This window comes from Billgrantia endophytica, from assembly GCF_002879615.1.
Taxonomy (GTDB): domain Bacteria; phylum Pseudomonadota; class Gammaproteobacteria; order Pseudomonadales; family Halomonadaceae; genus Halomonas; species Halomonas endophytica.
Genome location: NZ_PNRF01000027.1, coordinates 26,144 through 51,732, shown reverse-complemented (window position 1 = coordinate 51,732; position 25,589 = coordinate 26,144). Strand labels below are relative to the sequence as shown.

The window sequence follows — 25,589 nt, the reverse complement described above, 5'->3', positions numbered from 1 at the left end:
TTTATTTGGGCACTAACAATTAGCACAAAAAACACCGCTACGTCACACGGCGTAGCGGCGAAGCCTGACGGTGATGCGTCTCCTCCCGGTCGTCCAGTCTGCACCCGTGTCGCAATGTCCGGTGGCATGTCGATATAGCCCAGGTCCCGGCTTCAGGCGAGGTGGTCTTGCCGATGATGACGGCGCCGGCCTCGCGCAGATGCCGTCACTCCTCGTCGGCGTGGGCGATCTCGGCGATCTTCAGCATGGCGTGTAGCAGCACGTTGCAGCCGCTGTGCAGATCCTCGGGCGTGGCGTTCTCGCTCTCGTTGTGGCTGATGCCGTTTTCACAGGGCACGAAGATCATCGCCGACGGCGCCACGCGACCCACGAAGATCGCATCGTGCCCGGCACCGCTGACGATATCCATGCAGGAGCAGGCGAGTTGGCGTGATGCCTCTCGCACCGCGCTGACACAGGTCTCGTCGAAATGCTCCGGCGCAAAGTCGGCGGTTGGGGTAAGCTCGGCCGTCAGGCCATGGCGGGCACTGATCTCGTCGACAGCGGCATCGAGTTCCTCGACCATGGCGTCCAGGGCTTCGGGCTCCAGATGGCGCAGGTCGACGGACATTGTCACCTGGCCGGGAATGACATTGCGCGAGCCCGGATGGAGCTTCATGGACCCGACCGTGCCGCGCCCATGAGGCTGGCGAGCATTGGCGATGCGGTTGACGGCCAGGGCCATTTCCGCAGCGCCCATCAACGCATCCTTGCGCAGCGCCATGGGGGTGGGACCGGCATGGGCTTCGACGCCGGTCAGGGTCAGGTCGAACCACTTCTGTCCCAGGGCGCCGATGACCACGCCGATGGTATTGCCGGTGTCCTCGAGTATCGGCCCCTGCTCGATGTGGGCTTCGAAGTAGGCCTCGATCTCACTGGTAGCGATCGCATCGCGCCCCCGGTAGCCAATGGCATCGAGCGCATCGCCAACGGTGACCCCCTCGTCGTCGGTACGGGCAAGCATCGCCTCCAGGCCCAACTGGCCGGTAAAGACACCGGAACCCATCATGCAGGGGGGGAAACGACAGCCCTCCTCGTTGGTCCAGGCCACCACCTCGATGGGGGCCCGTGTCTCGACCCCGTGCTGATTCAGTGTACGAATGACCTCCAGCCCAGCCAGTACCCCGAAGCAACCGTCATATTTCCCCCCGGTGGGCTGGGTGTCGATATGGCTGCCTGCCAGGACGGCGGGCCTATCCGGATCTCGCCCCTGGCGGCGGGCGAAGATATTGCCGATGACGTCGATCCGCACGCTGCAGCCTTCGGCGCGACACCATTCGATGAACAGGTCCCGAGCCTGTCGGTCCAGGTCGGTCAGTGCCTGGCGATTGACGCCCCCCTTCGGGGTGGCGCCGAGCTTGGCAAGATCCATCAGCGCCGTCCAAAGACGGTCGCCGTCGGTGCGCAGGTCGGTCATGGCATGTGGTGCTTGAGCAGTCGTCATGGAGCATCCTTTTGTCGTTGTCGAGAGTGAGTGCCGAGTGAATCAGCGCATGGCGACAGTCAATTGATGGGTACGGGCCCGCTCGGCGTCTTCCTTGAATGTGGCATTGGAACTCAGGAAAGCGCTCCACCAGGATGGCTGCCACGGTGAAGAATACCGCCACACACTACCCATGATAGGCCTTGCAAAGGACAAGTTTCATGGGAGGGAAGGGTATTCTCATCGTCCCGATTTTTGTCAAGGAGCTTTTCCTGATCCAAAAAAAGCACCGCAGCGTCGGACGCTGCGGTGCCTGGATCTTATGGCAAAGCGTGAATTGTATCGGACGACGGCCTTACTCCTCGAAATTGGTCTCGGAGTAGAGCACGCGCACGCGCAGCGTGTGTTCGACCTTGCGCAGCGCCTCGAGCGCCTGGGGGCCGTAGGCCTTGTCCACGTCGATGACCACGTAGCCGACCTTCTCGTTGGTCTGCAGGTACTGGCCGGAGATGTTGACACCGCTCTCGGACAGCACCCGGTTGATCTCGGAGAGCACGCCCGGCACGTTGTCGTGGATGTGCAGCACGCGATGCTTGTCCGGGTGGGCGGGCAGGGCCACTTCCGGGAAGTTGACCGACGTCACGGTGGTGCCGTTGTCCGAATAGGTGATCAGCTTCTCGGACACCTCGATGCCGATATTCTCCTGGGCCTCCAGCGTCGAGCCGCCGACATGTGGGGTGAGAATGACGTTATCCAGACCGCGCAGGGGGCTGACGAACTCTTCGTTGTTGCCCTTGGGCTCCACCGGGAAGACATCGATGGCGGCGCCATAGAGGCGGCCGGCCTTCAGGGCCTCGGCCAGTTCCTCGATCACCACGACACTGCCCCGAGAGGCATTGATCAGGATGCCGCTGTGCTTCATCAGCGCCAGCTGCTCCTTGCCGATCATCCACTTGGTGGACGGCAGTTCCGGCACATGCAGGCTGACCACGTCGGCGCGGGCCAGCAGCTCCTCCAGGCTTGCCACCTGGTTGGCGTTGCCCATGCCGAGCTTGGTCACCACGTCGTAGAAGATGACATTGAAGCCGAGGGATTCGGCCAACACCGAGAGCTGGGCCCCGATGTTGCCGTAGCCGACGATGCCCAGCGTCTTGCCGCGGGCTTCGTGGGAGTTCTTGGCGCTCTTCAGCCAGCCGCCCTGGTGGGCGCGGGCGTTCTTCTCGGGAATACCGCGCAGCAGCATGATGGCTTCTGCCAGCACCAGCTCCGCCACCGAACGGGTATTGGAGTAAGGGGCGTTGAAGACCGGAATGCCACGGATGAGCGCCGAGTTCAGGTCGACCTGGTTGGTGCCGATGCAGAAACAACCGACGGCGGCGAGTCGCTCGGCGGCCTCGAACACCCGCTCGTTGAGCTGGGTACGGGAGCGAATGCCGATGAAGTGAACGTCACGCACCTTCTCGATCAGTGTCGCTTCGTCCAATGAGGTCGGCACATGCTCGATATTGGTGTAACCGGCGTTCAGGAAATTGTCCACCGCGCTCTGGTGGACGCCCTCGAGCAGCAGGATTTTGATCTTGCTCTTGTCCAGGGACGTTTTGGCCATGGTCGAATCAACCCCTTCTTCGGTGCGAGCCGCATGCTGTGTCGTGACGATGGAGAGCCTGAGGGCCAGCCGGTCAGAAACGGCTGCGGGCTAGGGCAGGCTCGAAACAGGGCGCTTATGGTAGCACAACCACTCTGGTCAAAGATGAATTTGCTGCGTTGCCAGGATGAGCGGGCTGCACGTTGGGCGTCGCAGACAGACGACCCAAAGGGGAGAGCGTGTATACTGTGGCCCCTATAGATAGCGGTGATGGGCTAGAGATTCCATGGCAGAACGTGACAAGCAATCAACGGCCGATCCGGTGGCCAGCGAAGACGCCGGTGTCGACTTCGCCACCACCGTCGAACGGCTGGAAAAGCTGGTGGAGCGACTGGAGTCCGGTGAGCTGACCCTGGAAGGCTCCCTGGCCGCCTTCGAGCAGGGTGTACGGCTGACCCGGGACGCCCAGCGTCGCCTGGACGAAGCCGAATTGCGCGTGCGAACCCTGATCGAACGCCCCGATGGCGGCGCCGACCTGGACCCTTTCAGTGCGCCTACGGAGGGCGAGGGTGAGCGCTGACTCCTTCGCGGCTCGCCTGGCCGCCGATCGCGTCCGGGTGGACGCCTTCCTGTCTCGTGCCTTCGACGCGCGCCAGGCGCCTGCGCCAAGGCTCGAAGCCGCCATGCGCCATGGCCTTCTGGTGGGTGGCAAGCGGTTGCGGCCGGTACTGGTCTACCTGGCCGGTCGGGCCCTGGAGGCCACCGATGCCGACCTGGACCCCCCGGCCGGAGCCGTGGAGCTGATCCACGCCTATTCGCTGGTGCATGACGACCTGCCGGCCATGGACGACGACGACCTGCGCCGCGGCCAGCCGACGGTACATCGCGCCTATGACGAAGCCACGGCGATCCTTGCCGGCGATGCCCTGCAGACCCTGGCTTTCGAGGTGCTGGCACGCGCTGCGCATCCGCGCCTGCCGGTATTGATGCTGACGCTGGCCCGGGCTGCCGGCCGTGACGGCATGGTGGGAGGACAGGCGCTGGACCTGGCGGCGGTTGGCGGCCACCCTGATGTCAAGGCCCTGGCCACCATGCATGCGCACAAGACCGGGGCGCTGATACGCGCGGCGGTTCGCATGGGCGCGCTGACGGCGGTCGACGAGAGCGACCCCAGGGTAGCGGCGCTGGATACCTATGCGCAGGCGCTTGGGCTGGCCTTCCAGATCCATGATGACATTCTCGACGTGACCGGCGACACCCGGGTGCTGGGCAAGGCCTCTGGCGCCGATGCGGCCCGTGACAAGCCCACCTACCCCTCCTTGCTGGGGCTGGATGGTGCTCGGGCGCGAGCCCTCGAACTGACCGAGGAGGCGCTGGCGGCACTCTCGCCGCTGGGCGATGCGAGTGCACCGCTGGCCGAACTGGCACGCTACATGATCGAGCGAGACCACTGAGGAAGCGCGATCCATAGCGGTCATTGGCTCACGTTTCCCTGACAGACAGAAGCCTACATGAAGCTCTACGATGAAATGCCTGGCGAGCGCCCGGTGACAACGCTACTCGACACGCTGGACACACCGGCAGCGCTGCGGGCGATGAATTCTGCCCAACTGGCCCAGGTGGCCGATGAACTGCGCGCCTACCTGCTCTATAGCGTGGGCGTCTCCGGCGGTCACTTCGGTGCCGGCCTGGGGGTGGTGGAGCTCACAGTGGCGCTGCATCATGCCCTGGAGACTCCCTTCGATCGTCTGGTCTGGGACGTGGGCCATCAGGCCTACCCGCACAAGATACTGACTGGCCGACGCGAGGCGATGACCTCAATCCGCCAGTATGGCGGGCTCGCGGCCTTTCCGCGGCGTGCCGAATCCCCATACGACACCTTCGGGGTGGGACATTCCAGCACCTCGATCTCGGCGGCGCTGGGCATGGCCCTGGCGGCCCGGGCCCGGGGCGAGAAGCGCCGTGTCTGTGCGGTGATCGGCGATGGAGCCCTGACCGCCGGCATGGCCTTCGAGGCCCTGGCCCATGCCGGCCATGTGGAAGCCAACCTGCTGGTGATACTCAACGACAACGAGATGTCGATTTCCGAGAACGTTGGCGGTATCGCGAGCTACCTGGCGAGCATCCTGTCCAGCAAGCCCTACCTCGCCATTCGCGAAGAGGGCAAGAAGGTGTTGTCGCATCTTCCGGGTGCGTTGGAGCTGGCACGGCGCACCGAGGAGCACATGAAAGGGATGGTCAGCCCGGCCACGCTGTTCGAGGAGATGGGCTTCAACTACATCGGCCCGCTCGATGGTCACGACCTGCCCACCCTGGTCCAGACCCTGCGCAACATCCGTGACCTGGACGGCCCCCAGTTCCTGCATGTGAAAACCTGCAAGGGGCGCGGCTTCCTGCCCGCCGAGGCCGACCCCATCGGCTATCACGCCATCACCAAGCTGGAAAAGAACGGTGACGCGCCGCCGCTCAAGCCCAACGCACCGGCCAAGACGGCCAGCGATCCATTGCGCCCGAAGCCGCGCAACGATCTATTGCGCCCGAAGCCGCGCAAGTATTGCAACGTCTTCGGCGACTGGCTGTGCGACATGGCGGCGGCCGACGAGCGGTTGATCGGTATCACCCCGGCCATGCGTGAAGGCTCCGACCTGATCCGCTTCTCGAAGGAGTATCCCGGGCGCTATTTCGATGTGGCGATCGCCGAGCAGCACGCGGTGACGCTGGCCGCCGGCATGGCCTGCGAGGGCATGAAGCCGGTGGTGGCGATCTACTCCACCTTCCTGCAGCGCGGCTACGACCAGCTGATCCACGACGTGGCGGTGCAGGGGCTCGACGTCACCTTCGCCATCGACCGGGCCGGCCTGGTCGGCGAGGATGGCCCCACGCATCACGGCAGCATGGATCTTTCCTTCCTGCGCTGTGTGCCCGGCATGGTGATCCTGGCGCCGGCCGACGAAGCCGAATGCCGCGGCATGCTCAGCGCCGCCTATCACTATCCCGGCCCGGCGGCGGTGCGCTATCCCCGTGGTACCGGACCGGGCGTGGACATACCCGCTCATCTGGAGCCACTGGAGATCGGCAAGGCCGAGCTGCGTCGCAAGAGTGGAGCCGACGCCTCGCGGGTCGCCCTGCTGGCCTTCGGCAGCCTCAATACCGCCGCTGCCGAAGTAGCCGAACGCCTCGATGCCACCCATCTCGACATGCGCTCGATCAAGCCGCTGGATCGGGAAGCCATCCTGGCCGCCGCCGCCGAGCACGACCTGCTGGTCACCCTCGAGGAGAACGTGGTGGCGGGCGGTGCCGGTAGTGCCGTCAATGAGCTGCTGGCCGCCGCAGGCGTTCTGGCGCCGGTGCTCAATCTCGGTCTGCCCGACGCCTTCGTCGAACACGGCAAGCCCTCGGAGCTGCTCGCCGAATGCGGGCTGGATGCTGCCAGCATTTTGGCGAGTATCCGGCGGCGCCTGAACGCCTGACGGCGCTTCTGTCTGCCTCCAGTGCAGACCCGCAAGCATATCCCCGACACATCTCCCCGGTTACCGACCGGGGCGATGTGTTCGTGGCCTAGTCTTACCGGTACCTCTCTCATGTCCCCTGTGTCGGCTCGTTCCGCTTGCGGCCGCATCAATGATGTTCTGTTCTGTATCCGGCAGCATGGGTTTTCATAAATAAAAGGGATTCCTTATGATTGTTTCCAGAAGAGTCTTTGTACTCCTTGGAGGGATATTATCCCATCGTTTGCATTGCGGGAGCGGGCGTCCTTGTCGGGATGCTTGTAGGAAATATAGGACAGTGCTTTGTAGAGATATATGGCAAAGCTTGCAAGATATCTATGACAAAACGCGCAAAGCACTAACGTTAGTCGAAGTTCATAATGCGGGGTTGTGTTGATATCGTGACATCTTACGTAGGCAATCTGCGTGCATTTATTCGAATATTGCTATTTCTTCCCTTTTCTTTCGTTGCTGATGGAGGCTTACCCCACCCCTAGTGTTTTTTGGCGATGCTGCTACGCTCGCGCCTCTACGGCAACGCGCTCTATGTAATGCCTCGCGGCAGCCTCAAGAAGGAACTTATCGCTTGTCTATGGCAGGGCAATGACAAGCGCCGGCCACGACATCGTGGCAAGGGGCAACGCCAGCAGATTCCCAGACTGGTCAGCATCCATATGCGGCCGCCTGAGATAGAAGATCGCGTGATGGCCACTGGGAGGGGGCCTCATCATTGGCGCCAACAATTGCTCTGCCGTCGGTACGCTCACGTGGAGCGAACCTCGCGCTTCCTGCGCCTGTCCATGACCTATGACCCAGGTAGAGAGATGGTGAAACATGCCGAGATCACTTAGAAGACCAGTACAGCGATCTACTTCGCTGACCCCCATAGGCCATGGCAGCGAGGTTCCAAGCGGATGGCGGCCCCCTCAACGCCAACGAGCTGTTGAGGTAGACAATGCCGAAGTGTTGATAAAGACAGTATGTGCGGATGTCTCATCAAGGCCAGAATCCTCAGGCTTCAACAACAGGCCTGATATATGAAAGCCAACCTGTTCCTTTCCTCAGACTGAGGTCTTGCAAGCCGGGAGGAGACCATATGAGTACTTGTTCATTGAGAACGCCCTATAAAGACTAAGTAAAGGACACGCCCTCTTGCGGCGCTATATCAGCGCATCATCGAAAATGGTTTTCACTTAAACCTATAAGGATCGCTAGATATGCGCGACAAAGGGAAAAAAAATGATGGATTGGACTTGGCGTGGCTTTTGTTGAGAGCAAACAATGAATTTAGAATGGATGTTAATGAGGCATGTGAAAAAATAGAGAAGGCTCATAATAGCCATATAACACTAGGAGGGGTGAGATTTACAAAGTACAAAAAAGAAGATGAGGTGTTAAGAGGGAAATGGGGGGTGCTTAACACACCGAGCAGCCAAGATCTCACCGGACACAATGTATTTTGGGACCCATCCCTATCCACTAAATCTATAGAGGCAAAAACATGCAACTGCTCAGGGCTAAGCTTGTCAGATATATCTTGTCTACCCCATGTAAATATTACGGGAGCTATATTCGAGCGCAGTGGAAAATGCATGATAAAGATTATATATGGGTTTAAGTTTTATCAGCTAGTCCTAGCCCGCCTTGAGGAAATCGACCACAGCAAAACAATTCAATTATGCCTCCCTATGGCGGAAGGGGTTTTAACAAAAATTAATGTTGCGCAGTCGCTTTGGCAAATATTGAAGGATAAAAACAATAAAATAATAAACGAAAACCCTTCCGCCAAAGAAAGCTTGTTGATCGCAAGGTCTATAGAGGAGGGGGCATCGCATAAGGAAATAGCCACGAGGTTGTTTGGGGCGGAATCAGTAAATAAAAATTGGACACCAGACGGTTGGATGAGAGCTAGAACTCGATACAGTATCAAAAAAACAAAAGGTTTAATACAAGGCGGATACCGGAAACTTATTTAAGATGATGTCCTTGTGGAAACGAAGCAATGCGTGACAAATAAAAAGATGCCCATCAGCGCTCTGGTATGAGCTGCTGATAGGGCAGTGCCCTCTCGCAATCTCTCAGTAGAAACTGAGCTAGGGCTAGCTTATAGCGCTCTAGCGAAATGTAGAGTTGAAAATGAGGCCGCCGCCTAAACCCATAAAGATTATGCCACTGCACTGATTGGCAAAACTCCAGGCGCGGCCCGAAGAAAGCCGAGTGGCAACTCGACTTGCAAGCCAAGAATAAATGCAGAGCGCTGTAAAAGAACAAAAGGCAAATGTTAATGCAAGCGAAGTAGATTGAATTAATATTAGTTCCCCAGGCTTTACGAACTGTGGGAAAAGTGCGGAATAGAAAAGTAATGCCTTGGGGTTTGAAAGTCCAACTAAATAAGCCTCGGCGAATAGTCGGCCACGCTTGGTTGCATTTGCTGCTAAGTCCGAGGCCTGTGCATTGACCTCTCTCCTGCTAAGTAGAAGTTTTAATCCAAGAAAGATAAGATACCCACCACCTAGAACTTGTGCCCAGAATGCGAACATGGGGAAAGCGCTAAATACCACGGCCACCCCAATAGTAGCCAATAACGCATAAGTAAGCATTGCGCAGACGTTCCCAGTGATCCCACTTAAGGAGCGCTTGAAACCTATTTGTGCACCATTGCGAACCGCGAGCAAAACAGCTGGCCCTGGCGACAGGGTTGCCGCGACTGCTAAAGTTAAGAACGTCACCCACTCTGCGTAAGAAAACATTCAGAAACCCCTATATGTTCAAAATCTTCACATCCTGCTCCGGATCAAAACTATAGCACAACCACTCGGCAACTTCGCCAGGAGGCGATGCTGGTTTTCCGCTGCGATTGCAGAAGGTGATCTTCCGTACCGACTGCACAATGTCGATGAACCCACCAACCCCAAAGACGGCACCGCCCAGTCGGGCAATATTTATACTAACGCCGTCGACACATTGGCCTACTCCGAGAATAGCATGGTCGATGTCAGAGTTCCATATTCTTTCAAACATCGCTTTCTGGGATGTTTTTCGCTTTACCCCTACTGAAATTCCAAATCCAACCCCATCAATGGGAACCCCTCCGATATGTCCAGACTCAATGCAGATATCAATCATATTATGAGGAGGTAAGTTGTTGATGCACGCGACAGGCAAGCCAATACCAATGATTGTCGATTCTTTGTCGCTTAATCTGGGAATGAACGCCTCCGATATAAATTGGCTGTCAATAGTCCTACTTAAACGCCGTGGATCCTCCACAGATAAGTAGTCGGTACGGTAGGTCGGAGCATGCATAGCACGAGGCGCATATGCGACGTGAGAAAAAATGTCCTGCGAGTAGCCGCCCAGAGAATCGAAGACTGCGTTCTCAGGAATTTGTACTAGGATATGCGCCTTACGTGCCATAGCGCTAGCGACAACGTCGTGCAAATCCAGATCAATAGGGTCCTCTTCAAGAATAACATTGCCACTCTTGGTTAGACCCTTTCCTCGGATAAGAACAATATCAGAGTCGGGCAGCTTATACTTCAAAGTGTTCTCATCAGCTCTCTCTACTAACGAAGCAAGGCACTGAATGCCGCCTAATTTTCCACCGCGGTTTTCTGGCTGAATAAATGTCCCATTGCCTATGCTTATACCAATGGACCTATCTTTTGTTGTTACCGCATGTGCTATAATGCCTTGCGGAAGTGAATAACCTGTAACCTTGTTCCTGCTGATCTGAGCGGCTACTACCCTTGCCGCTCCATAGTAGCCACCGACGACCCAATCAATCTGATCTCGAAGTGCTAAGGTGTTAAGGCCGCCGTGCCAACCACCACCTGCTAGCGAGGCCCCTATTACGCCCAACTTGCTCTTGAAAGGCTTGGCAATAATGGCCTCACTTATAAGGTAAATCAAATAGTCAGGAACCTGACAACTGCCAAAGGCAATTATATCAACGACAGACTGATCATTCACAAGAGAATAAATTGCTCTTATGTCCTTGTCTATTGTCATCGTTTAACCTCAACGGCCAGTGTCACGGGCTTTTCCCAAATGACTAAAAAAACACATCCATCTGGAGATCGTAGACCATGCTTTGACTCTGGATGGTAGACTATCAAATCCCCCTTTAAATACTCCCCGAAATCATCATAGAGAACTCCAGACAATACGAAAATCAATTCATAGCCAGTGTGAACGTGTGGCAGAGTTACTGCGCCTGGTAGATATTTCAGCAAAGAGCAGCGGCTTCCGGGGACACAGTTATCCGTTGCGTCAAACAGGGGGAGGTGCTTGACGTGCTTCCGGCCATTCTCTGTAAAGTCTTCCCAGGCTAATTCTGCATTTTCCGCATCATGAAGATTAAGCTTTATCATACTGCCTCTCCTGGTCCTTGATTTTGACAAGCGCCTCTACTAGGACTTTGTAATTAACCCCTGTCCTGAGAGTCCATCGTGTTCCGTCTGGAGCCCCGAAGCGGGCTCCACTTGCCCCAATGTAGCCGCAACGTCCCCGAACTTCACTGATAACCTGTTTTGCATCAGCCCCCTTTATCACCACCCAAATGAACATGCCAAATATCCTATAATCTAGGTTAGACTTGACAAATTCACTTTCGACAGCCGTTCGGAGATCAATATATAAATCTCGCACCTTGGAAATTTCCTCTTTGTTATTCCAGAGCATTGCTGATATACTTCTATTAAGATTAGACGGCAGATTATATGACTCTTTCTGCAGAGTCCTAAGCTGCATTGTCATTTCAGAATTCTTAGACGCCACGTACGCAACCCGCACACCTGGTGCGCAGCAAGTCTTAGACGTACTGAGGACCAATAGTGTCTGGCTAGAATATCGCTTTATAAACTTGGAAACCTCCTCCCGTTCTCTCTCGCCAAGAAATGAAAAATAGACTAAATCAATCACTAGCGTCGTGGGCTCATCAATTTCAAAGTCAAGATTTATTTGCCCATCAGGATTATTTGGAAGGCAGATGATAATTAGTTTCCGAGTGTCACTTTTCTTATACTGAGATATAGTGCGCGGCACCCACGGAGCCATACTCAATATCTCATTGTAACCAAACCAACATGGTTGCTGTAGAAATATTTCCTTGACTTTCATTGACGAAAAGGCGTATTTCAGGATGTCGTGAAGTGCTGCCCGTCCGCCATTGTGGACCGAGAGAGAAAAGTCACTGATGAAGTCAACAGAAAAGTAGTCACCCAACACGCTTAATACCGGTATAGATTCTTCATCGCTTATGGCGGTTGGGTACGAATAAATATCGTTTAGGTTTAATTTAAAGTTCTCTTGGAACCTTATAATAGCACTAGAGGTCGGCCATTCTGGCACACCTAAAGACAAATCGACTCCCATTTTTTTCTCCTAAAAGGCACGCCTATCAGAAGGCGCGCCTAATTACTTTACTTATTGACAAGGCCGAAGGCGCTTGCTTGAGCATCTGCTGCGTTACGAAGTAACGAAAGATCTGATGAACACGCAATGAAGCTGAATCCGTCCGCGTAATAGCGCTTGGCATAGTCTTCATTGAAAATCAGTGTCCCTGCGGGCTTACCGACTCGCTTACAGAGGTCGATCATAAGAGATATCTGGCCCTGAACGGCATCATCGAATGTATTCCCAGTCAGTCCCATGTCATCGGACAGGTCTGCTGGACCAACAAAGATACCGTCGACACCAGGAACACTTGCAATATTCTTTATATTGCTAATGGCATTCCGGCTCTCCACCTGGACAATCACAGTGATATCATCGTTGGCCTGCTCGAAGTAGTTTTTAATCCTTCCGAAGCGGTTTGCACTTTGCCCTAGTGACACACCTCGAAGACCTCCTACCCCCTTGTATTTCGTTGACTGAACAGCGCGCTCCGCGTCACTTGCGTTTTCAACTATGGGGATCAGAAAATTCTTCACCCCAATATCTAGGAGCCGCTTGATCTCAACGGGTTCATTGACCGGAGGTCGAATAATGGGTGTTGCATCCGAATCACGGAAGCAACGAAGTAAGCTGGCAACCTTCTCTGTTGTATTGATGGAGTGCTCCATATCGATCAGCACCCAGTCGAAGCCAGAATCACGGATCACATCCGCAATTATTTCGCTACAGGATGAGAACCAAATCCCGTGTAGCTTCTCTCCGCCTTGCAACTGACTTTTAAATGAATTGGCTACGAAGTTCTTTGTGTTCATGTTTATTTCCTTTCTCTCTAAATGCATCAGAAACTGCTTGCTCACAGTGAGTAACGGTTAGCGATGATGCCTCCGTGAAGTACCGGGAGCTATTCGTGGCAGGGCCGATAACGTATATATTTCTGTGATCTTTTGCTCGTCCGTTTTTATCAATAAGCGCACCTCCGTAGGCATCAGTCTTGATTTTACTTAAATGAAGAAATTTTTTTATCCCCTTGTTTGAGTTTATGCAGCTCAGCCAATGTCCCTTTAATGTCTCCGGTAGAGATATGTTCCTGGATTTTATAGAGAGAGAATTATTATCCATAAGACTAAGCAGCCATCGCGCATTCCTTTGAGGAAACATTCCGCGGCGATTAATAAATTTCGGTCTATGGGACATTAGCCAGTGTTTCTCCGGGCCGCTGAGTTGAGAAAAGAAAATTGAATACTGATTAGTGCCGGAATAAAGCATGCTCTGCCATGCAGGCGTTCTATTTAGCACTTTGCGATACTCTGACAACAAATCCCCTCTCGGGTTAACCAGCATCTGGTAGTCACTCTCATCACCACATATTCGTCTGCACTCTTTCCTTAATGTTGCAAACATTAAGGTTAAAGACGGGGTCTTCAGTAACCGCTCATTTCGCTCAAAAATAGATAATTCTGAAATGCCAAAGTCTCCCCTTACTGCTGGAAACATCCCCTCCCGTGAGAAACAGGATATATGAATATCGGGGCGATAGTTATGACTGCTTATTACGGCATCAATGGCACCTAGCCCACTGCCTACAATATTTAAAACACCCTTATAGGGAACTCTGTCAAGCACGGATTCTACTTCGGCAGTGTTTGACTCACAGCCAAAACCGATAGAAATAAATATCACATCATGCTTGTGTGATGTCTCTCCCCTCTCTGTCACTATCTGGTTGTTCTCTGTAATTCTTGCAGCGGAATTGTCGTAGTGAATGATGCAGTTCTGTCGATTAAGTCTTGATCGTAGGCTCTTGTTTACGTCCAGGAGATATTGTCCAAAAACACGTCGCGGAACAAATTCTTCCTTCTTGCTTAAAGCAGGATGGTTTTTCGACAACCACTTGCCATAATTAATACATTCATCAAAGAACGATATTGCATCATTTCGCGTGTTCATTATTAGGTAGTCAGGGCTGAGCTTATAGGCCTCTCCAATGCCTGCTGTGTTTTTTCTATATACGCAGATTTCACAGTTTCTGACATCGATTTTAGCCATTTTGTAGAGAATGGACATCATCCCGACGCCGCCACCAATAATTGCTACCCTACGAATCTTTTTCATCTGGGCTTCCCTGTCGATTGAATAAGTCCAGAATAGTTACTAACTTTCAGTGCGGTAGGGAGGAACTTCTGAAACCAAATTTCTCCCTGTTCCCTTTGAGTCTGTGCGAAAAATCGTTGCCAACGAAAGCCAGTGAAAAACTCAATCAAAGCTCGCTCATATCATACTGCGAGGTAACCTCGCGATGAGCATGACGATGGACGAAGTAAACCGCCCAGGATTTCGTATCTGGGCTCATAGAATAACTGCAGCAGTGCGCCAGGCGAAGCCTGGTCACCCGGGAAACCTACTGCTCAATCGTGGTGGAAAGGGTGAATCGAAACCCAGTGGGTGAGAGTCCCACCCGGTCAAAGTTAGCCACCAGCCGGTAGCGAGTCTTGCGTGGCGTCGGGCAACCGCCGCTGCGAAGCGTAGACAGCGAGCGAATGGGCCGTGTGATTGAGCACCGAAATTATTGTTTATGTGACCGCCGACAGTCTTGCTGCCCTGGAAGGCAACATTGACCCGCTCAACTGGCTTTGCGGGGAAAGGTCACCGGTGTCGGAGAGCAGGACATGTTCGCACAAAGGTTTCCCAGGAACCTGGGAGGCCCGTCTTTCTCCCCCGAAGATAAGAGAACAGGCGGGGACTGCTTGTCTCGAAAGCTCCAGGTCCAGTGTTGTCGTGCCTGATGGTGCTGGGAGCGAAGTGCAGGCACTTAGGGGGTACGGCCAGGCGATCACAAGGAGCCAGCCGGACGGAAAGGCGGGAGTCGGAGTCGCTCATAGTACTAGGGAAGGTGGGGAACCGGCTCGACGGGACCCGCTGGAGGGAAGGGGCGATCAATCATCAGAACCGCATGAGGGAAACATGGCAGGTGCACAGGAACCTGTGTCCATGTACACATCACAAATGCGGATAGCAGCGCTGGTAGAGCGCTTCCCGCAGCGTGCCTTCACGTCACTGGCGCACCACATCGACGCCCAGTGGCTGAAAACGGCCTACCTGATGACGCGCCGGGATGGTGCCGTCGGGATTGATGGTCAGTCGGCGGACGACTTCGTGCGTGACTTCGAGGCCAACATCCAGCGTCTGCTGGAAGAGGCCAAGAGCGGTCGCTACCGGGTACCGCCGGTGCGGCGCGTCCACATTCCCAAAGGGGATGGACGTACCACACGGCCGATTGGTATCCCCACCTTCGAAGACAAGGTCCTGCAACGTGCAGTGGTCGCCCTGCTGGAACCCCTCTATGAGCACGACTTCCTGAACTGCTCATATGGCTTCCGCCCAAGGCGCTCTGCGCACCAGGCCATCAAGGCGGTGTGGGATGGACTCTCGTCGATGGGAGGCGGCTGGGTCATCGACCTGGACATCCGAGCCTTCTTCGACACGATCGACCACCAACATCTGCGCGTTTCTGCAGCGACGAGTGAAGGACGGGATGATCTCTCGCCTGATCGGTAAGTGGCTCAAGGCCGGGGTACTTGAAAACGGGCTATGGCAAAAGGGAGAGATAGGCAGCCCCCAGGGGGGTGTGATTTCCCCATTGTTGGCGAATGTTTATCTCCACTATGTTCTGGACGAGTGGTTTGAGAGTGACGTCAAACCACGCCTTCAGGGGCGTGCGTTCGAGGTGAGGTTTGCCGACGACGCCATCTTGGCGTTCAGCAACGAGGCCGATGCCCGCAAGGTGATGGCGGTACTAACCAAGCGCTTCGCGCGTTTCGGTCTCACCCTGCACCCGACCAAGACCCGCTTGGTGCGGTTCCGTCCGCATCGCGAGCAGCGTACCGAGACCTTCGACTTTCTGGGCTTCACCCACTACTGGGGGAAATCCTGGCGGGGTTGTTGGGTCATCAAGCGGAAGACCGCTAAAGACCGGTTTCGGCGTGGCCTTAAGCGGATTGCGGTATGGTGTCGTGCCAACCGACATTCGCCTCTCCGTGACCAGCACCGCCAACTTTGCAGGAAAGTTCAGGGGCACAATGCCTACTATGGCATTCGTGGAAATATGAAAGCATTGCAGGCATTCCGATATCGAGTGGAGCGCTGCTGGATTAAATGGTTGGGACAACGGTCCCAGAAGGCGCGCAACGTTTGGGATCGGGTGGACGTACTGCGTAAGGCGCTACCGTTGCCATGGGCGAGGATTATCCACCGATGTTGAACCCTTCAGCAAAGCTGTTGATTGAGGAGCCGGATGCGTTAATTGCGCACGTCCGGATCTGTGGGGGCCGGGGGAGCAATCGCCTGGTCTACCCGACCTTTGAACCACGCGGTAGAGGCAGGAGGGTCAACGTTGGTATCCCATGCTCTGCTTCACCTTGGTCGGTGAGCCGAGCACGACCTGCTGGTCGCCGAAGGCGTGCAGGTCGAGATGCTCAATCTGGGCCTGCTCGACCGTTTTGTCGAGCATGGCAAGCCTGCGGAACTTCTCACCGAGTGGCGGATCAGTGAACAACGCGTGGTTTCAACCGGCCATGACGCTCGGTTCCTGGAGTGACTCGATGATTACGCTGTACGGTTTTTCCCCGTCCCGTTCTCTACGGGTCGCCTAGACCCTGGAGGAGCTCGGGCTCGAGTATGACTATCATCATGTCGACCATGGGCCATTGAGCGCGAAAAAGCCGCAGCCGAGAAGCGCTGAGTCCCGAGCCTGGTCACGTTCGGCTCCTCAGACCACTCAAGCCCCGTGCGGCAGCACGGTGGCGTACACCGCAAAGTAGTGGCAGACGCTGCCGCCGATGACGAACAGGTGCCAGATGGCGTGGTTGTACGGAATCGCGCGGATGGCATAGAAGATGACGCCCAGGGTGTAGGTGATGCCACCCGCGGCCAGCAGGGCGATGCCGCTGGTCGAAAGGCTCGCTGCCATCTCGCCGCTGGCCAGCACGATCATCCAGCCCATGACCAGATAGATGGCGACGCGCAACACGGCGAAACGGTGGGGCCACAGCACCTTGCAGGCGATGCCGGCCAGCGCCAGGGACCAGACGGCGGCGAACAGGGTCCAGCCGGTAGGGCCACGCATGTTGACCAGCAGGAAGGGTGTATAGGTGCCGGCGATCAGCAGGTAGATGGCGCAGTGGTCGACGTGTTGGAGGCGTCGCTTCAGGCGGGGATGGTTGACGCCATGGTAGAGAGTGGATGCCGTATAGAGCAGCACCAGGGTGACGCCATAGAGGCTGATCCCGGTGATTTTCCACGGGTCGATATCGGCGGCCAGGCTGGCCAGCACGATCAGTACCGTGACACCGGCCAGGCTGAAGACGGCGCCGACGCCATGGCTGATGCTGTGCAGTAGCTCCTCGGCGGCACTGAAGAGGTGTTCGCCATCGGCTGAGATTCGCGTCATCGGGGGCTCCTTTCTTTCGCGGAGTTTCCCCGACACCGGTATTGGCTCAGGGCTTGCGTTCGATATCCACGTCGCTGGCCTGGGTGAAGTCGCCCAGCGCCATCATGTGGCCGAGCTTGCCGGCCTTGGTGGAGAGATAGTGTTCGTTATGAGGATTGAGACCGGTGGTGAGCGGAACTCGTTCCGTCACGATGACGCCGGCCTGGGACAGGGCGTCGACCTTGCGCGGGTTATTGGTCATCAATCGCAGGCCCGTGACGCCCAGATGATCGAGCATTGGCACGCAAAGGTCATAGCGGCGCATGTCGGCGCCGAAGCCCAACTGTTCGTTGGCTTCCACGGTGTCGGCACCCTGGTCCTGCAGATGGTAGGCGCGGATCTTGTTGAGCAGGCCGATGCCGCGCCCTTCCTGGCGCAGGTAGAACAGCACGCCGCGCCCTTCGTCGGCGATACGCTTGAGCGCTTCCTGCAGCTGGTAGCCGCAGTCGCAGCGCATCGAGAACAGGGCATCCCCGGTCAGGCACTCGGAGTGCACCCGCCCCAGCACCGGCTCGCCATCGGCCACGTCGCCCAGCGTCAAGGCGATGTGATCCTTGCCGGTGGCGTCGTCCTCGAAGCCATGCATGGTGAAGGTGGCCCAGGGAGTGGGCAGCCGGGAGGCGGCGATGAATCGAATCGTCACGGAGTACCTCGGTGAAAGACCACGGTGGTGCCGTAGGAGATGAAGCTCGCATTCTAGCAGGAACGCGGGCGGCGCTCACGACCGGAGCCGGCCCCGGACCTTGGCCTCGGTCAAGCCTGAGCCGTTTTGATGCGCTACAATGGGGCGACATTTCCTGGGGATGACTGCCTGCATGGATCTCAAGAACGATCGTTTTCTGCGCGCCCTGTCGCGTCAGCCGGTAGACCGTACGCCGGTATGGATGATGCGCCAGGCCGGCCGTTACCTGCCGGAGTACCGCGCCACCCGCGCCGAAGCCGGCGATTTCATGGACCTGTGCCGCAACCACGACCTGGCCTGTGAAGTGACGCTGCAGCCGCTGGAGCGCTATCCGCTGGATGCCGCCATCCTGTTCTCGGATATCCTCACCATTCCCGATGCCATGGGGTTGGGGCTCTACTTCGAGACCGGCGAGGGGCCGAAGTTCCGCAAGCCGGTGCGTACCGTGGCCGACGTGGAGGCGCTCAAGGCGCCGGATGCCGAGCGCGACCTGGACTACGTGATGCGGGCCGTCTCGACCATTCGTCGCGAACTCAACGGCCGCGTGCCGCTGATCGGTTTCTCCGGCAGCCCCTGGACGCTGGCCACGTATATGGTCGAAGGCAGCTCGAGCAAGGACTTCCGCCACGTGAAGACCATGCTCTACGACAATCCGGATGCGATGCATCAACTGCTCGACACCCTGGCTCACACCGTTACCGACTACCTGAACGCCCAGATCCGTGCCGGTGCCCAGGCGGTGCAGATCTTCGATACCTGGGGCGGCGTGCTCTCGACGCCGGCCTATCTGGAGTTCTCGCTGCGCTACATGGAGCAGATCGTTGCCGGTCTGATCCGCGAGCACGACGGTCGCCGCGTGCCGGTGATCCTGTTCACCAAGAACGGAGGGCAGTGGCTCGAGGACCTGGCGCTGGCCGGACCCGATGCCCTGGGCATCGACTGGACGACGGAGCTTTCCGATGCCCGCGCCCGAGTCGGCCACAAGGTGGCGTTGCAGGGTAACCTGGACCCCAACGTGCTGTTCGCCCGTCCGGCGGCCATTCGCGCCGAAGTGGGGCGGATCCTCGACAGCTATGGCTCCGGCCCTGGCCATGTCTTCAATCTGGGCCACGGCATCAGCCAGTTCACCAATCCGGACAATGTCACCGCCTTCATGGAGGCGTTGAATGAGCTGAGCCCGCAGTATCACCGTGCCATCCAGCACCAGAATGCCTGATCGTCAAGGACACTGGCTGCAGCGTTGGCATGATCGACACCGCCTCTGGGCGGTGTTGGCCGTTCTGGGTGCCGTGGTCATCGCCATCGGCAGCCTGACCCCGGGCAGCGAGATGCCCGACACGCTGCCCTGGGACAAGTTCAACCACTTCGTCGGCTATGGCGGCCTGGCGTGGCTGGTGGGTCTCGCCGGAGTGAGATTGAGGCGGGCCTTCGTGGCGGTGGTGCTCTACGGTATCGTCATCGAATATGCCCAGATCCCGGTACCCGACCGCAGCGGTGGCGATTGGGGGGACATACTCGCCAATACGCTGGGTGCGGCGACGGGGCTGCTGGTGCTGCACGCTTTGCGCCGGAGCGTTTTACAACCCTCACCTTAGTGGCTGGCCGGTTGGTCAACCGCCTGACAGATCGTCATGTCACGGCGCCCCGTCACCGCATGGTGACGGGGCGCCGTCGTTTCCAGCCGAGCGCTCGCAGCGAGCCTAGCGCAGTTCGGCGCGCTCGATGATCACCGGTTCGGCGGGCACGTCCTGGAACGGGCCCCGGGTGGTGGTGGGTACCGCACGAATGGTGTCCACCACGTCCATGCCGTCCACCACTCGACCGAACACCGCATAGCCCCATGCCTGACCGGAGTGGGTGCCCTGGTGGTCGAGAGACGCGTTGTCGGCCACGTTGATGAAGAACTGGGCGGTGGCAGAGTGTGGAGCGCCGGTGCGCGCCATGGCCAGGGTGCCACGTTCGTTTTTCAGGCGATTGTCGGCTTCGTTGGTGATCGGATCGCGGGTGGGCTTCTGGCGGAAGTCCTCGTCGAAGCCGCCGCCCTGGATCATGAAGCCGTCGATCACCCGGTGGAAGACGGTGCCGTCGTAGTGGCCGTCCTGAACGTAGGCCAGGAAGTTGTCGACGCTCTCGGGGGCCTGCTCCTGGAACAGCTCGATGGCGATCTCGCCATGGCTGGTGTGCAGGATGACATCGGCGTCATGGGCATTGGCCTGGGCGGCCAGTGGCAGGGTGCCGGCAACGAGAAGGGTCATCAGGGTTCGCTTCAGCACGAGTGGCTCCTGTTTATGAACGAAAGAGATGAATGACGGATGCGCAGGATCGATATGACCAGGGATCGGCATGGTGCGCCTAGCTTACGGCCAGAGACCCGCGTTGTCAGGCTTTTGACGCTTCCGGCGATGGCGCGACATCCGACCGCGGCGGATTGTTTGACGTGGGTCACATGCGCCGGGAGTAAAGATGCATTCAGTATGGCTTTTATCCGCCGTTCGCCGGACCATTCGATTCATGCAGGTCGAGGCCTCTTTATCGCTCTACGGAGCCCGATGTGGGACTCGGCCATGAGGCCCAGATCGTGACCGGCTGACAGAGGATCCTTTCCGAGCCGGGGACAGGCAGGAGGTAGCCAACCCATGGTGGCGGAACTCGGCAACGTTGCACTGATCCTGGCGCTGTGCCTGGCAGCTCTCCAGAGCGTACTACCGCTGGTGGGCGTATGGCTCGGTAATCCACGGTTGATACGCACGGCGCGTTTCCTGGCCACCGGCCAGTTCGTCTTTCTGGCGCTCTCCTTTGCGTTGCTGGTCTGGGCCTTCGCGGTCGGCGACTTCTCGGTTCGCTATGTGGCCAGCCACTCCAGCCTCGGCCAGCCGATGATCTACAAGGTCACCGCGGTGTGGGGAGGCCATGAGGGGTCGCTGCTGCTGTGGGTACTGCTGTTGGGGGCCTGGGGCGTTGCGGTCGCGATCTTCAGCCAGTCGCTGCCCCGGGAAATGCTGGCCCGGGTCCTGGCCGTGCTGGGCATGGTCTCTGTGGGCTTCATTGCCTTCACGGTCTTTACCTCGAACCCCTTCGATCGCATCGTTCCAGGGCCCCTGGATGGCCGCGGCATGAATCCGCTGCTGCAGGACCCCGGCATGATCCTGCATCCGCCGCTGCTCTACATGGGCTATGTGGGTACCGCCGTGGTCTTTGCCTTTGCCATTGCCGCGCTGATCGGGGGGCGGCTGGATGCCGCCTGGGCCCGCTGGTCGCGCCCCTGGACCACCGTGGCCTGGGTGTTCCTCACCCTGGGCATCGCCGTTGGCTCCTGGTGGGCCTACTATGAGCTGGGCTGGGGCGGCTGGTGGTTCTGGGATCCGGTGGAGAACGCCTCCTTCCTGCCCTGGCTGACCGCCACCGCGCTGATCCACTCCCTGGCGGTGACGGAAAAGCGCGGCGGCTTCAAGGTCTGGACCCTGATGCTGGCGATCATCACCTTCGCCCTGACCGTGCTCGGTGCCTTCATCGTGCGATCGGGCGTCATCACCTCGGTTCACGCCTTCGCCACCGACCCGGAGCGCGGCGTCTTCATCCTCGGCATGCTGAGCCTCACGCTGCTGGGGTCGCTGACGCTCTATGCCTGGCGAGCGCCCAAGGTGGGGCTGGGCGGCTCCTTCGCCTGGTATTCCCGGGAGTCGCTGCTGATGGCCAACAACGCGCTGCTGGCGGTGGCCTGTGCCGCGGTGTTCATCGGTACCCTCTATCCGCTGGCGCTGGACGCCTTCGGGCTGGGCAAGATTTCCGTGGGCCCTCCCTACTTCGATGCGGTCTTCGCGCCGTTGATGCTGCCGCTGCTGTTCCTGATCGGCCTGGGCCCCGTGGTGATGTGGAAGCAGGCCAGTCCGAGCGACACCTTTCGCCAGCTGCGCTGGGCACTGCTGGTCAGCGCCATCGCCGGCGGGCTCTGGCCACTGACGGCGGGCGTCTGGCGGCCGCTGACCGCGCTGTCGCTGATGCTGGCCATCTGGATCGTCCTCACCGCGCTGCTGGATATCCACAAGCGCCTGGGTTCCAGCCGCCAGCCGCTGTCCGCAAGGCTGCGCAAGGTCCTGCGGCCGAGCTTCATGGGGATGCACCTGGCCCATGTGGGGCTGGCGATGATCGTGGTGGCCATCGCCATGGTGAATACCTACGAGGTCGAGCGCGACGTGCGCATGGCGCCCGGCCAGACCGCCTCCGCTGCCGGTTACGATTTCACCCTTCATCGCATGGAGAGTGCGCGGGGCCCCAACTGGAATGCCGATCAGGCCGTTGTCGAAGTGACCCGTGACGGCCGGCCAGTCGCCACCCTGCTGCCCCAGCGGCGCTACTACGATACCCAGCCCCGGAACCCCATGAACCAGGCTTCGCTGCACCGCGGGGCGACCCGCGACGTCTACGTCTCCCTGGGCGAGCGCCTGGTGGGCGATGCCTGGAGCTTCCGCCTCTATTACAAGCCCTACATGTTCTGGATGTGGACCGGGGCCATCCTGCTTTCCCTCGGTGGGCTGCTGGCCGCGTCCGACAGGCGCTACCGGCTGGTTCGCAACCGGGCCACCGACGTCCAGCATCAGGCCGTACAGAGCCCGTCTCGCGGGGTGACCACCTGATGAACCTGCGTATCCTGATTCCGCTGGTGGCGGTGGCGGCACTGCTCGGGCTGCTGTTCCTTGGTCTGGGGTTGAACTCCCGCGACCTGCCCTCGCCGCTGGTGGGCAAGCCGGCCCCGGCCTTCGAGCTGGAGTCGCTGGAAGACGCCAGCCGCATCCTTACCGAGCAGGATTTCATCGGCGAGGTGGCCCTGGTCAACGTCTGGGCCACCTGGTGCAGCACCTGCCGCTCCGAGAAGCCGCTGCTCATGGAGCTGGCCCGCGGCGGTATTCCCATCCACGCCTTCAACTACCGCGACGAGCGCGAATCGGCGCTGCGCTACCTTGCGCTCAGCGACAACCCCTACCAGACCATTGCCTATGATCCGCGGGGCGACGCCGGGATGGATTGGGGTGTCTATGCCACGCCCGAGACCTATGTCCTCGATGCCGAAGGGGTGATCCGCTACAAGCGTATCGGACTGCTGACGCGTCAGTTGCTGCTCGACGAGGTGCTTCCGCTGGTCGACAAGCTCAGAGCGGAGCAGCTCCGAACCGAGCGGCACGGAGCCGACGGCAGGAGGGTCGCACGGTCATGAAACGGCGACTCTTCCATGCCTTCATTGGTATACCGCTCTGGCTGACCGCCTGGCTGTTGCCAGCGGGACTTGCCGTGGCGCTGGCCATCGGCGAGCCGATCGAGTTCGAGACCCAGGCCCAGCGGCACCAGTACGAGACCCTGGTGCGCGAGCTGCGCTGCACGGTCTGCCAGAGCGAAACCATCCACGAATCCAACGCCGAGCTTGCCGCCGACATGCGTCGCCGGGTCCATGACATGACCCTGGCCGGCCACGATGCCGATTCGATCATCGGTTTCATGGTGCAACGTTACGGCGACTACGTGCGCTACCGGCCGCCACTGCAGGCCAATACCGCCCTGCTGTGGGCCAGCCCCTTTCTGCTGATGCTGGTTGGCGTGGGCGTCTGGTGGCGAGTCATTTGCGGACGCAAGCGCATGGTTCAGCGTCCCGAGTTCACCGAGCGGGAGCGCGAGACGCTGCAGCGGCTGCGCAGTGGCGAGTGATTACCTGGAGGCCATGAGATGAACGGAATGTTCCTGATGTTGGCCCTGACGCTGTGTGTGGCGGCACTGGCCTTCGTGGTTTACCCGCTGCTGCGCGAACCTCGCCAGCAGCGGGTCCACTTCCGCCGGGCAATCAACCTGGCGGTCCATCGCGACCGGGTTCGCGAGCTCGACCAGGACCTGGCGACGGGCACCCTGACCCAGTCGCAGTACGACTCCGCCCTGGCCGATCTCGAACGGGAGCTGCTCGACAGCGGCGCCATCGAGCCGGATGAAGCCGTTGCCAGCCCGACCCGGCCCGAACGGGGCCGTGGCCCGCAGCGAGTGGCCGGAATGGCGGTTTTCGTCAGTGTCGCCGTGCTGCCGTTCATGGCCATGGGTATCTACCTGAGCGTGGGTCATGCCGAGGACGTCTTCGCGACCCGGCTGCCACCGGGGGAGAGCCAGACGGCCGCCACGGCACCACCGGCCTCCGAGGCGTCGATGCGGCGCCAGTTCGAAATGCTCTCCCGGCAGCTGCAAGGGCGCCTGGCCCAGAATCCTGGCGAACTCGAAGACTGGGTATTGCTGGGCCGAACCCTGGTCTTCCTGGATGACCTGGCCGCGGCAGAGCGTGCCTTCCGCGAGGCCATGGCCCACGGCGGAGAGCGCGCCCCCGATCTGCTGACCCGTTATGCCGATGTCCTGGCCGAGCGTCAGGGCAGCATGGGCGGCGAGCCGGCGATCCTGATCGAGCGGGCCCTGGCCATTGATCCCGACCACGCCCAGGGGCTGTGGATGGCCGGTTCCCTGGCGTTCGAGGAAGCGGATCTGGGTGCCGCACGGCGGCACTGGGAGCGTCTGCTTGGGGTGTTGCCGGCCGACTCTCCGGAAGCCGGCGTCATTCGAGGCAACCTGTCCCAGGTGGAACAGGCCGCTGCGGAGGGCTGAATGTGAAGACGAAATCGAGGAGGTGGTCATGACATCGCCGCTGAGCCGCGAGGCCCTTCAGGCCGTCCGGCAGGTACCCCTGTTCACGGGACTGGAAGACGAGACCCTGGCGCTGCTGACCAGCGGGGCCCTGGAGCGCAGTTATCGGCGTGGCACCCTGCTGTTCAGTGAAGGGGAGCCGGCGGACCGTTTCTATGTGGTACTCGGCGGCTGGGTGAAGCTGTTCCGGGAAAGCCCCGACGGCAACGAGTGCATGGTGGGGCTGTTCACCCGGGGCGAGTCGTTCGCCGAGGCGGCCATGTTCGACCGTCTGGGCTTTCCGGTTCATGCCGCGGTGGCCGAGGACGCCCGGCTGCTGATCTTCACCGCGGAGCATTTCCTGACCACGCTCGAACGGAATCATGGCCTGGCGCTCAACCTGCTGGCCAACCTCTCGGGCATGCTGCGCTACCTGGTGCGTCAGCTCGATCAGCTCACCAACCAGCCTACCTACCAGCGCCTGGCGACCTTCATCGTCTCGCTGTGCCCCTGCGACGCCCGGCGTGCCACCGTCTGCCTGCCCTGCGACAAGATGCTGATAGCCGGGCGCCTTGGCATGAAACCGGAGAGTTTCTCACGGGCAATGGCCCGCCTCAGGGAGGTGGGCGTGCACTGCGAGCGCAACTGCGTCGAGGTCGAGGACGTGTCGGCATTGCGCCGCTTTGCCAACGCCAGTGGCGGCGCTGCCGCCCTGGCTCCCGCCTCCTTGAAGGGTGCCATGGCGGCCTCGGTTGCCGACGTGATTCGACCGGGTCGTTGAGTGCCGAACCCCTTTTGTTGGCGCCTCTTGTGACATAAGTCAACTCTTAGATGCATCTATTGAC

The 25,589-nt window shown here is 58.8% G+C and carries 25 protein-coding genes and 1 pseudogene; 14 read left to right on the top strand and 12 right to left on the bottom strand.

All coding sequences use genetic code 11. The features are described from left to right. Positions 1–205 precede the first annotated feature (205 nt). Together C1H69_RS12275 and serA are read right to left on the bottom strand one after the other, a co-directional pair. The gene (locus tag C1H69_RS12275) at positions 206–1,483 is read right to left on the bottom strand and encodes a Zn-dependent hydrolase (RefSeq protein ID WP_102653697.1); all 1,278 of its coding nucleotides are present in this window, start codon (positions 1,481–1,483) and stop codon (positions 206–208) included. Positions 1,484–1,817: 334 nt separating this feature from the next. Further along, positions 1,818–3,068: a phosphoglycerate dehydrogenase gene (serA, locus tag C1H69_RS12270; RefSeq protein ID WP_102653696.1), complete on the bottom strand. Its 1,251-nt coding sequence runs from the start codon at positions 3,066–3,068 to the stop codon at positions 1,818–1,820. A gap of 265 nt (positions 3,069–3,333) precedes the next feature. Here serA and xseB point away from each other — a divergent pair, with 265 nt between their 5' ends. The 5 genes and pseudogenes from xseB (at position 3,334) to C1H69_RS12245 (ending at position 8,511) form a co-directional block, all read left to right on the top strand. Further along, positions 3,334–3,627 carry an exodeoxyribonuclease VII small subunit gene (xseB, locus tag C1H69_RS12265; protein ID WP_102653695.1) on the top strand — a complete coding sequence of 98 codons (294 nt, stop codon included), beginning with the start codon at positions 3,334–3,336 and terminating at the stop codon, positions 3,625–3,627. Next, complete coding sequence (locus C1H69_RS12260; RefSeq protein WP_240609929.1) at positions 3,617–4,501, top strand: farnesyl diphosphate synthase; 885 nt, start codon at positions 3,617–3,619, stop codon at positions 4,499–4,501. Before xseB ends, C1H69_RS12260 begins: the two co-directional genes overlap by 11 nt. Before the next feature lie 57 nt (positions 4,502–4,558). Further along, positions 4,559–6,517 carry a 1-deoxy-D-xylulose-5-phosphate synthase gene (gene dxs / locus C1H69_RS12255; RefSeq protein ID WP_102653693.1) on the top strand — a complete coding sequence of 653 codons (1,959 nt, stop codon included), beginning with the start codon at positions 4,559–4,561 and terminating at the stop codon, positions 6,515–6,517. 524 nt (positions 6,518–7,041) lie between these two features. Next, a pseudogene (locus tag C1H69_RS24145) lies at positions 7,042–7,383 on the top strand (IS30 family transposase); the annotation flags it as partial. A 369-nt stretch (positions 7,384–7,752) separates the two neighbouring features. Then, a complete protein-coding gene (locus C1H69_RS12245) occupies positions 7,753–8,511 on the top strand; it encodes a DNA -binding domain-containing protein (protein ID WP_102653692.1) in 759 nt (252 codons plus the stop codon). Positions 8,512–8,649: 138 nt separating this feature from the next. Here C1H69_RS12245 and C1H69_RS12240 read toward each other — a convergent pair whose 3' ends face one another. Genes C1H69_RS12240 through C1H69_RS12215 form a run of 6 tightly spaced genes read right to left on the bottom strand, consistent with a single transcriptional unit; the run spans position 8,650 to position 14,044 of the window. Then, positions 8,650–9,285, bottom strand: coding sequence for a LysE family translocator (locus tag C1H69_RS12240; RefSeq protein ID WP_102653691.1), 636 nt, complete (start codon positions 9,283–9,285; stop codon positions 8,650–8,652). Between the two features lie 10 nt (positions 9,286–9,295). After that, positions 9,296–10,546, bottom strand: a complete 1,251-nt coding sequence (locus tag C1H69_RS12235; protein WP_102653690.1) for a hypothetical protein — start codon at positions 10,544–10,546, stop codon at positions 9,296–9,298. Then, positions 10,543–10,908 carry a cupin domain-containing protein gene (locus tag C1H69_RS12230; protein WP_102653689.1) on the bottom strand — a complete coding sequence of 122 codons (366 nt, stop codon included), beginning with the start codon at positions 10,906–10,908 and terminating at the stop codon, positions 10,543–10,545. The genes C1H69_RS12235 and C1H69_RS12230 overlap by 4 nt, the downstream gene beginning before the upstream one ends. Beyond that, the gene (locus C1H69_RS12225) at positions 10,895–11,911 is read right to left on the bottom strand and encodes an aminotransferase class I/II-fold pyridoxal phosphate-dependent enzyme (protein ID WP_102653688.1); all 1,017 of its coding nucleotides are present in this window, start codon (positions 11,909–11,911) and stop codon (positions 10,895–10,897) included. The genes C1H69_RS12230 and C1H69_RS12225 overlap by 14 nt, the downstream gene beginning before the upstream one ends. A gap of 47 nt (positions 11,912–11,958) precedes the next feature. Further along, a complete protein-coding gene (locus C1H69_RS12220) occupies positions 11,959–12,744 on the bottom strand; it encodes an HpcH/HpaI aldolase family protein (protein ID WP_165789470.1) in 786 nt (261 codons plus the stop codon). Then, positions 12,710–14,044 (bottom strand): FAD/NAD(P)-binding protein, encoded by a 1,335-nt coding sequence (locus C1H69_RS12215; protein ID WP_102653686.1) that lies wholly within the window; start codon positions 14,042–14,044, stop codon positions 12,710–12,712. The genes C1H69_RS12220 and C1H69_RS12215 overlap by 35 nt, the downstream gene beginning before the upstream one ends. An 876-nt stretch (positions 14,045–14,920) precedes the next feature. On the opposite strand from C1H69_RS12215, the gene C1H69_RS24415 reads away from it, so the two are divergent. Together C1H69_RS24415 and C1H69_RS24410 are read left to right on the top strand one after the other, a co-directional pair. Next, positions 14,921–15,487 carry a reverse transcriptase domain-containing protein gene (locus C1H69_RS24415; protein ID WP_205738477.1) on the top strand — a complete coding sequence of 189 codons (567 nt, stop codon included), beginning with the start codon at positions 14,921–14,923 and terminating at the stop codon, positions 15,485–15,487. After that, positions 15,465–16,190, top strand: coding sequence for a reverse transcriptase domain-containing protein (locus C1H69_RS24410; RefSeq protein WP_205738476.1), 726 nt, complete (start codon positions 15,465–15,467; stop codon positions 16,188–16,190). The genes C1H69_RS24415 and C1H69_RS24410 overlap by 23 nt, the downstream gene beginning before the upstream one ends. Before the next feature lie 126 nt (positions 16,191–16,316). Here the strand turns inward: C1H69_RS24410 and C1H69_RS23575 are convergent, their stop codons facing one another. The 3 genes from C1H69_RS23575 to ribA all read right to left on the bottom strand — a co-directional run bounded on the left by C1H69_RS23575 (position 16,317) and on the right by ribA (position 18,060). Further along, positions 16,317–16,484: a hypothetical protein gene (locus C1H69_RS23575; protein ID WP_165789469.1), complete on the bottom strand. Its 168-nt coding sequence runs from the start codon at positions 16,482–16,484 to the stop codon at positions 16,317–16,319. Positions 16,485–16,706: 222 nt separating this feature from the next. Continuing rightward, on the bottom strand, positions 16,707–17,378 hold the full coding sequence (trhA, locus tag C1H69_RS12205) for a PAQR family membrane homeostasis protein TrhA (protein WP_102653685.1): 672 nt from the start codon (positions 17,376–17,378) through the stop codon (positions 16,707–16,709). Between the two features lie 46 nt (positions 17,379–17,424). Continuing rightward, a complete protein-coding gene (ribA, locus tag C1H69_RS12200) occupies positions 17,425–18,060 on the bottom strand; it encodes a GTP cyclohydrolase II (protein WP_102653684.1) in 636 nt (211 codons plus the stop codon). A gap of 172 nt (positions 18,061–18,232) precedes the next feature. On the opposite strand from ribA, the gene hemE reads away from it, so the two are divergent. Then, positions 18,233–19,315: a uroporphyrinogen decarboxylase gene (hemE, locus tag C1H69_RS12195; RefSeq protein ID WP_102653683.1), complete on the top strand. Its 1,083-nt coding sequence runs from the start codon at positions 18,233–18,235 to the stop codon at positions 19,313–19,315. Continuing rightward, the gene (locus C1H69_RS12190) at positions 19,308–19,694 is read left to right on the top strand and encodes a VanZ family protein (protein ID WP_102653682.1); all 387 of its coding nucleotides are present in this window, start codon (positions 19,308–19,310) and stop codon (positions 19,692–19,694) included. Before hemE ends, C1H69_RS12190 begins: the two co-directional genes overlap by 8 nt. 105 nt (positions 19,695–19,799) lie before the next feature. Here the strand turns inward: C1H69_RS12190 and C1H69_RS12185 are convergent, their stop codons facing one another. After that, positions 19,800–20,372, bottom strand: a complete 573-nt coding sequence (locus tag C1H69_RS12185; RefSeq protein ID WP_240609928.1) for a peptidylprolyl isomerase — start codon at positions 20,370–20,372, stop codon at positions 19,800–19,802. Between the two features lie 363 nt (positions 20,373–20,735). On the opposite strand from C1H69_RS12185, the gene C1H69_RS12180 reads away from it, so the two are divergent. Genes C1H69_RS12180 through C1H69_RS12160 form a run of 5 tightly spaced genes read left to right on the top strand, consistent with a single transcriptional unit; the run spans position 20,736 to position 25,525 of the window. Next, the gene (locus C1H69_RS12180; protein WP_102653681.1) at positions 20,736–22,733 is read left to right on the top strand and encodes a heme lyase CcmF/NrfE family subunit; all 1,998 of its coding nucleotides are present in this window, start codon (positions 20,736–20,738) and stop codon (positions 22,731–22,733) included. After that, positions 22,733–23,311, top strand: a complete 579-nt coding sequence (locus C1H69_RS12175) for a DsbE family thiol:disulfide interchange protein (RefSeq protein ID WP_102653680.1) — start codon at positions 22,733–22,735, stop codon at positions 23,309–23,311. The genes C1H69_RS12180 and C1H69_RS12175 overlap by 1 nt, the downstream gene beginning before the upstream one ends. After that, positions 23,308–23,796, top strand: a complete 489-nt coding sequence (locus tag C1H69_RS12170; RefSeq protein WP_102653679.1) for a cytochrome c-type biogenesis protein — start codon at positions 23,308–23,310, stop codon at positions 23,794–23,796. The genes C1H69_RS12175 and C1H69_RS12170 overlap by 4 nt, the downstream gene beginning before the upstream one ends. A gap of 18 nt (positions 23,797–23,814) precedes the next feature. Continuing rightward, entirely contained in the window at positions 23,815–24,726 is a 912-nt protein-coding gene (gene ccmI / locus C1H69_RS12165; protein ID WP_102653678.1) for a c-type cytochrome biogenesis protein CcmI, read from the top strand. Positions 24,727–24,754: 28 nt separating this feature from the next. Next, positions 24,755–25,525, top strand: coding sequence for a Crp/Fnr family transcriptional regulator (locus C1H69_RS12160; protein WP_102653677.1), 771 nt, complete (start codon positions 24,755–24,757; stop codon positions 25,523–25,525). The last annotated feature ends 64 nt before the right edge of the window (positions 25,526–25,589 follow it).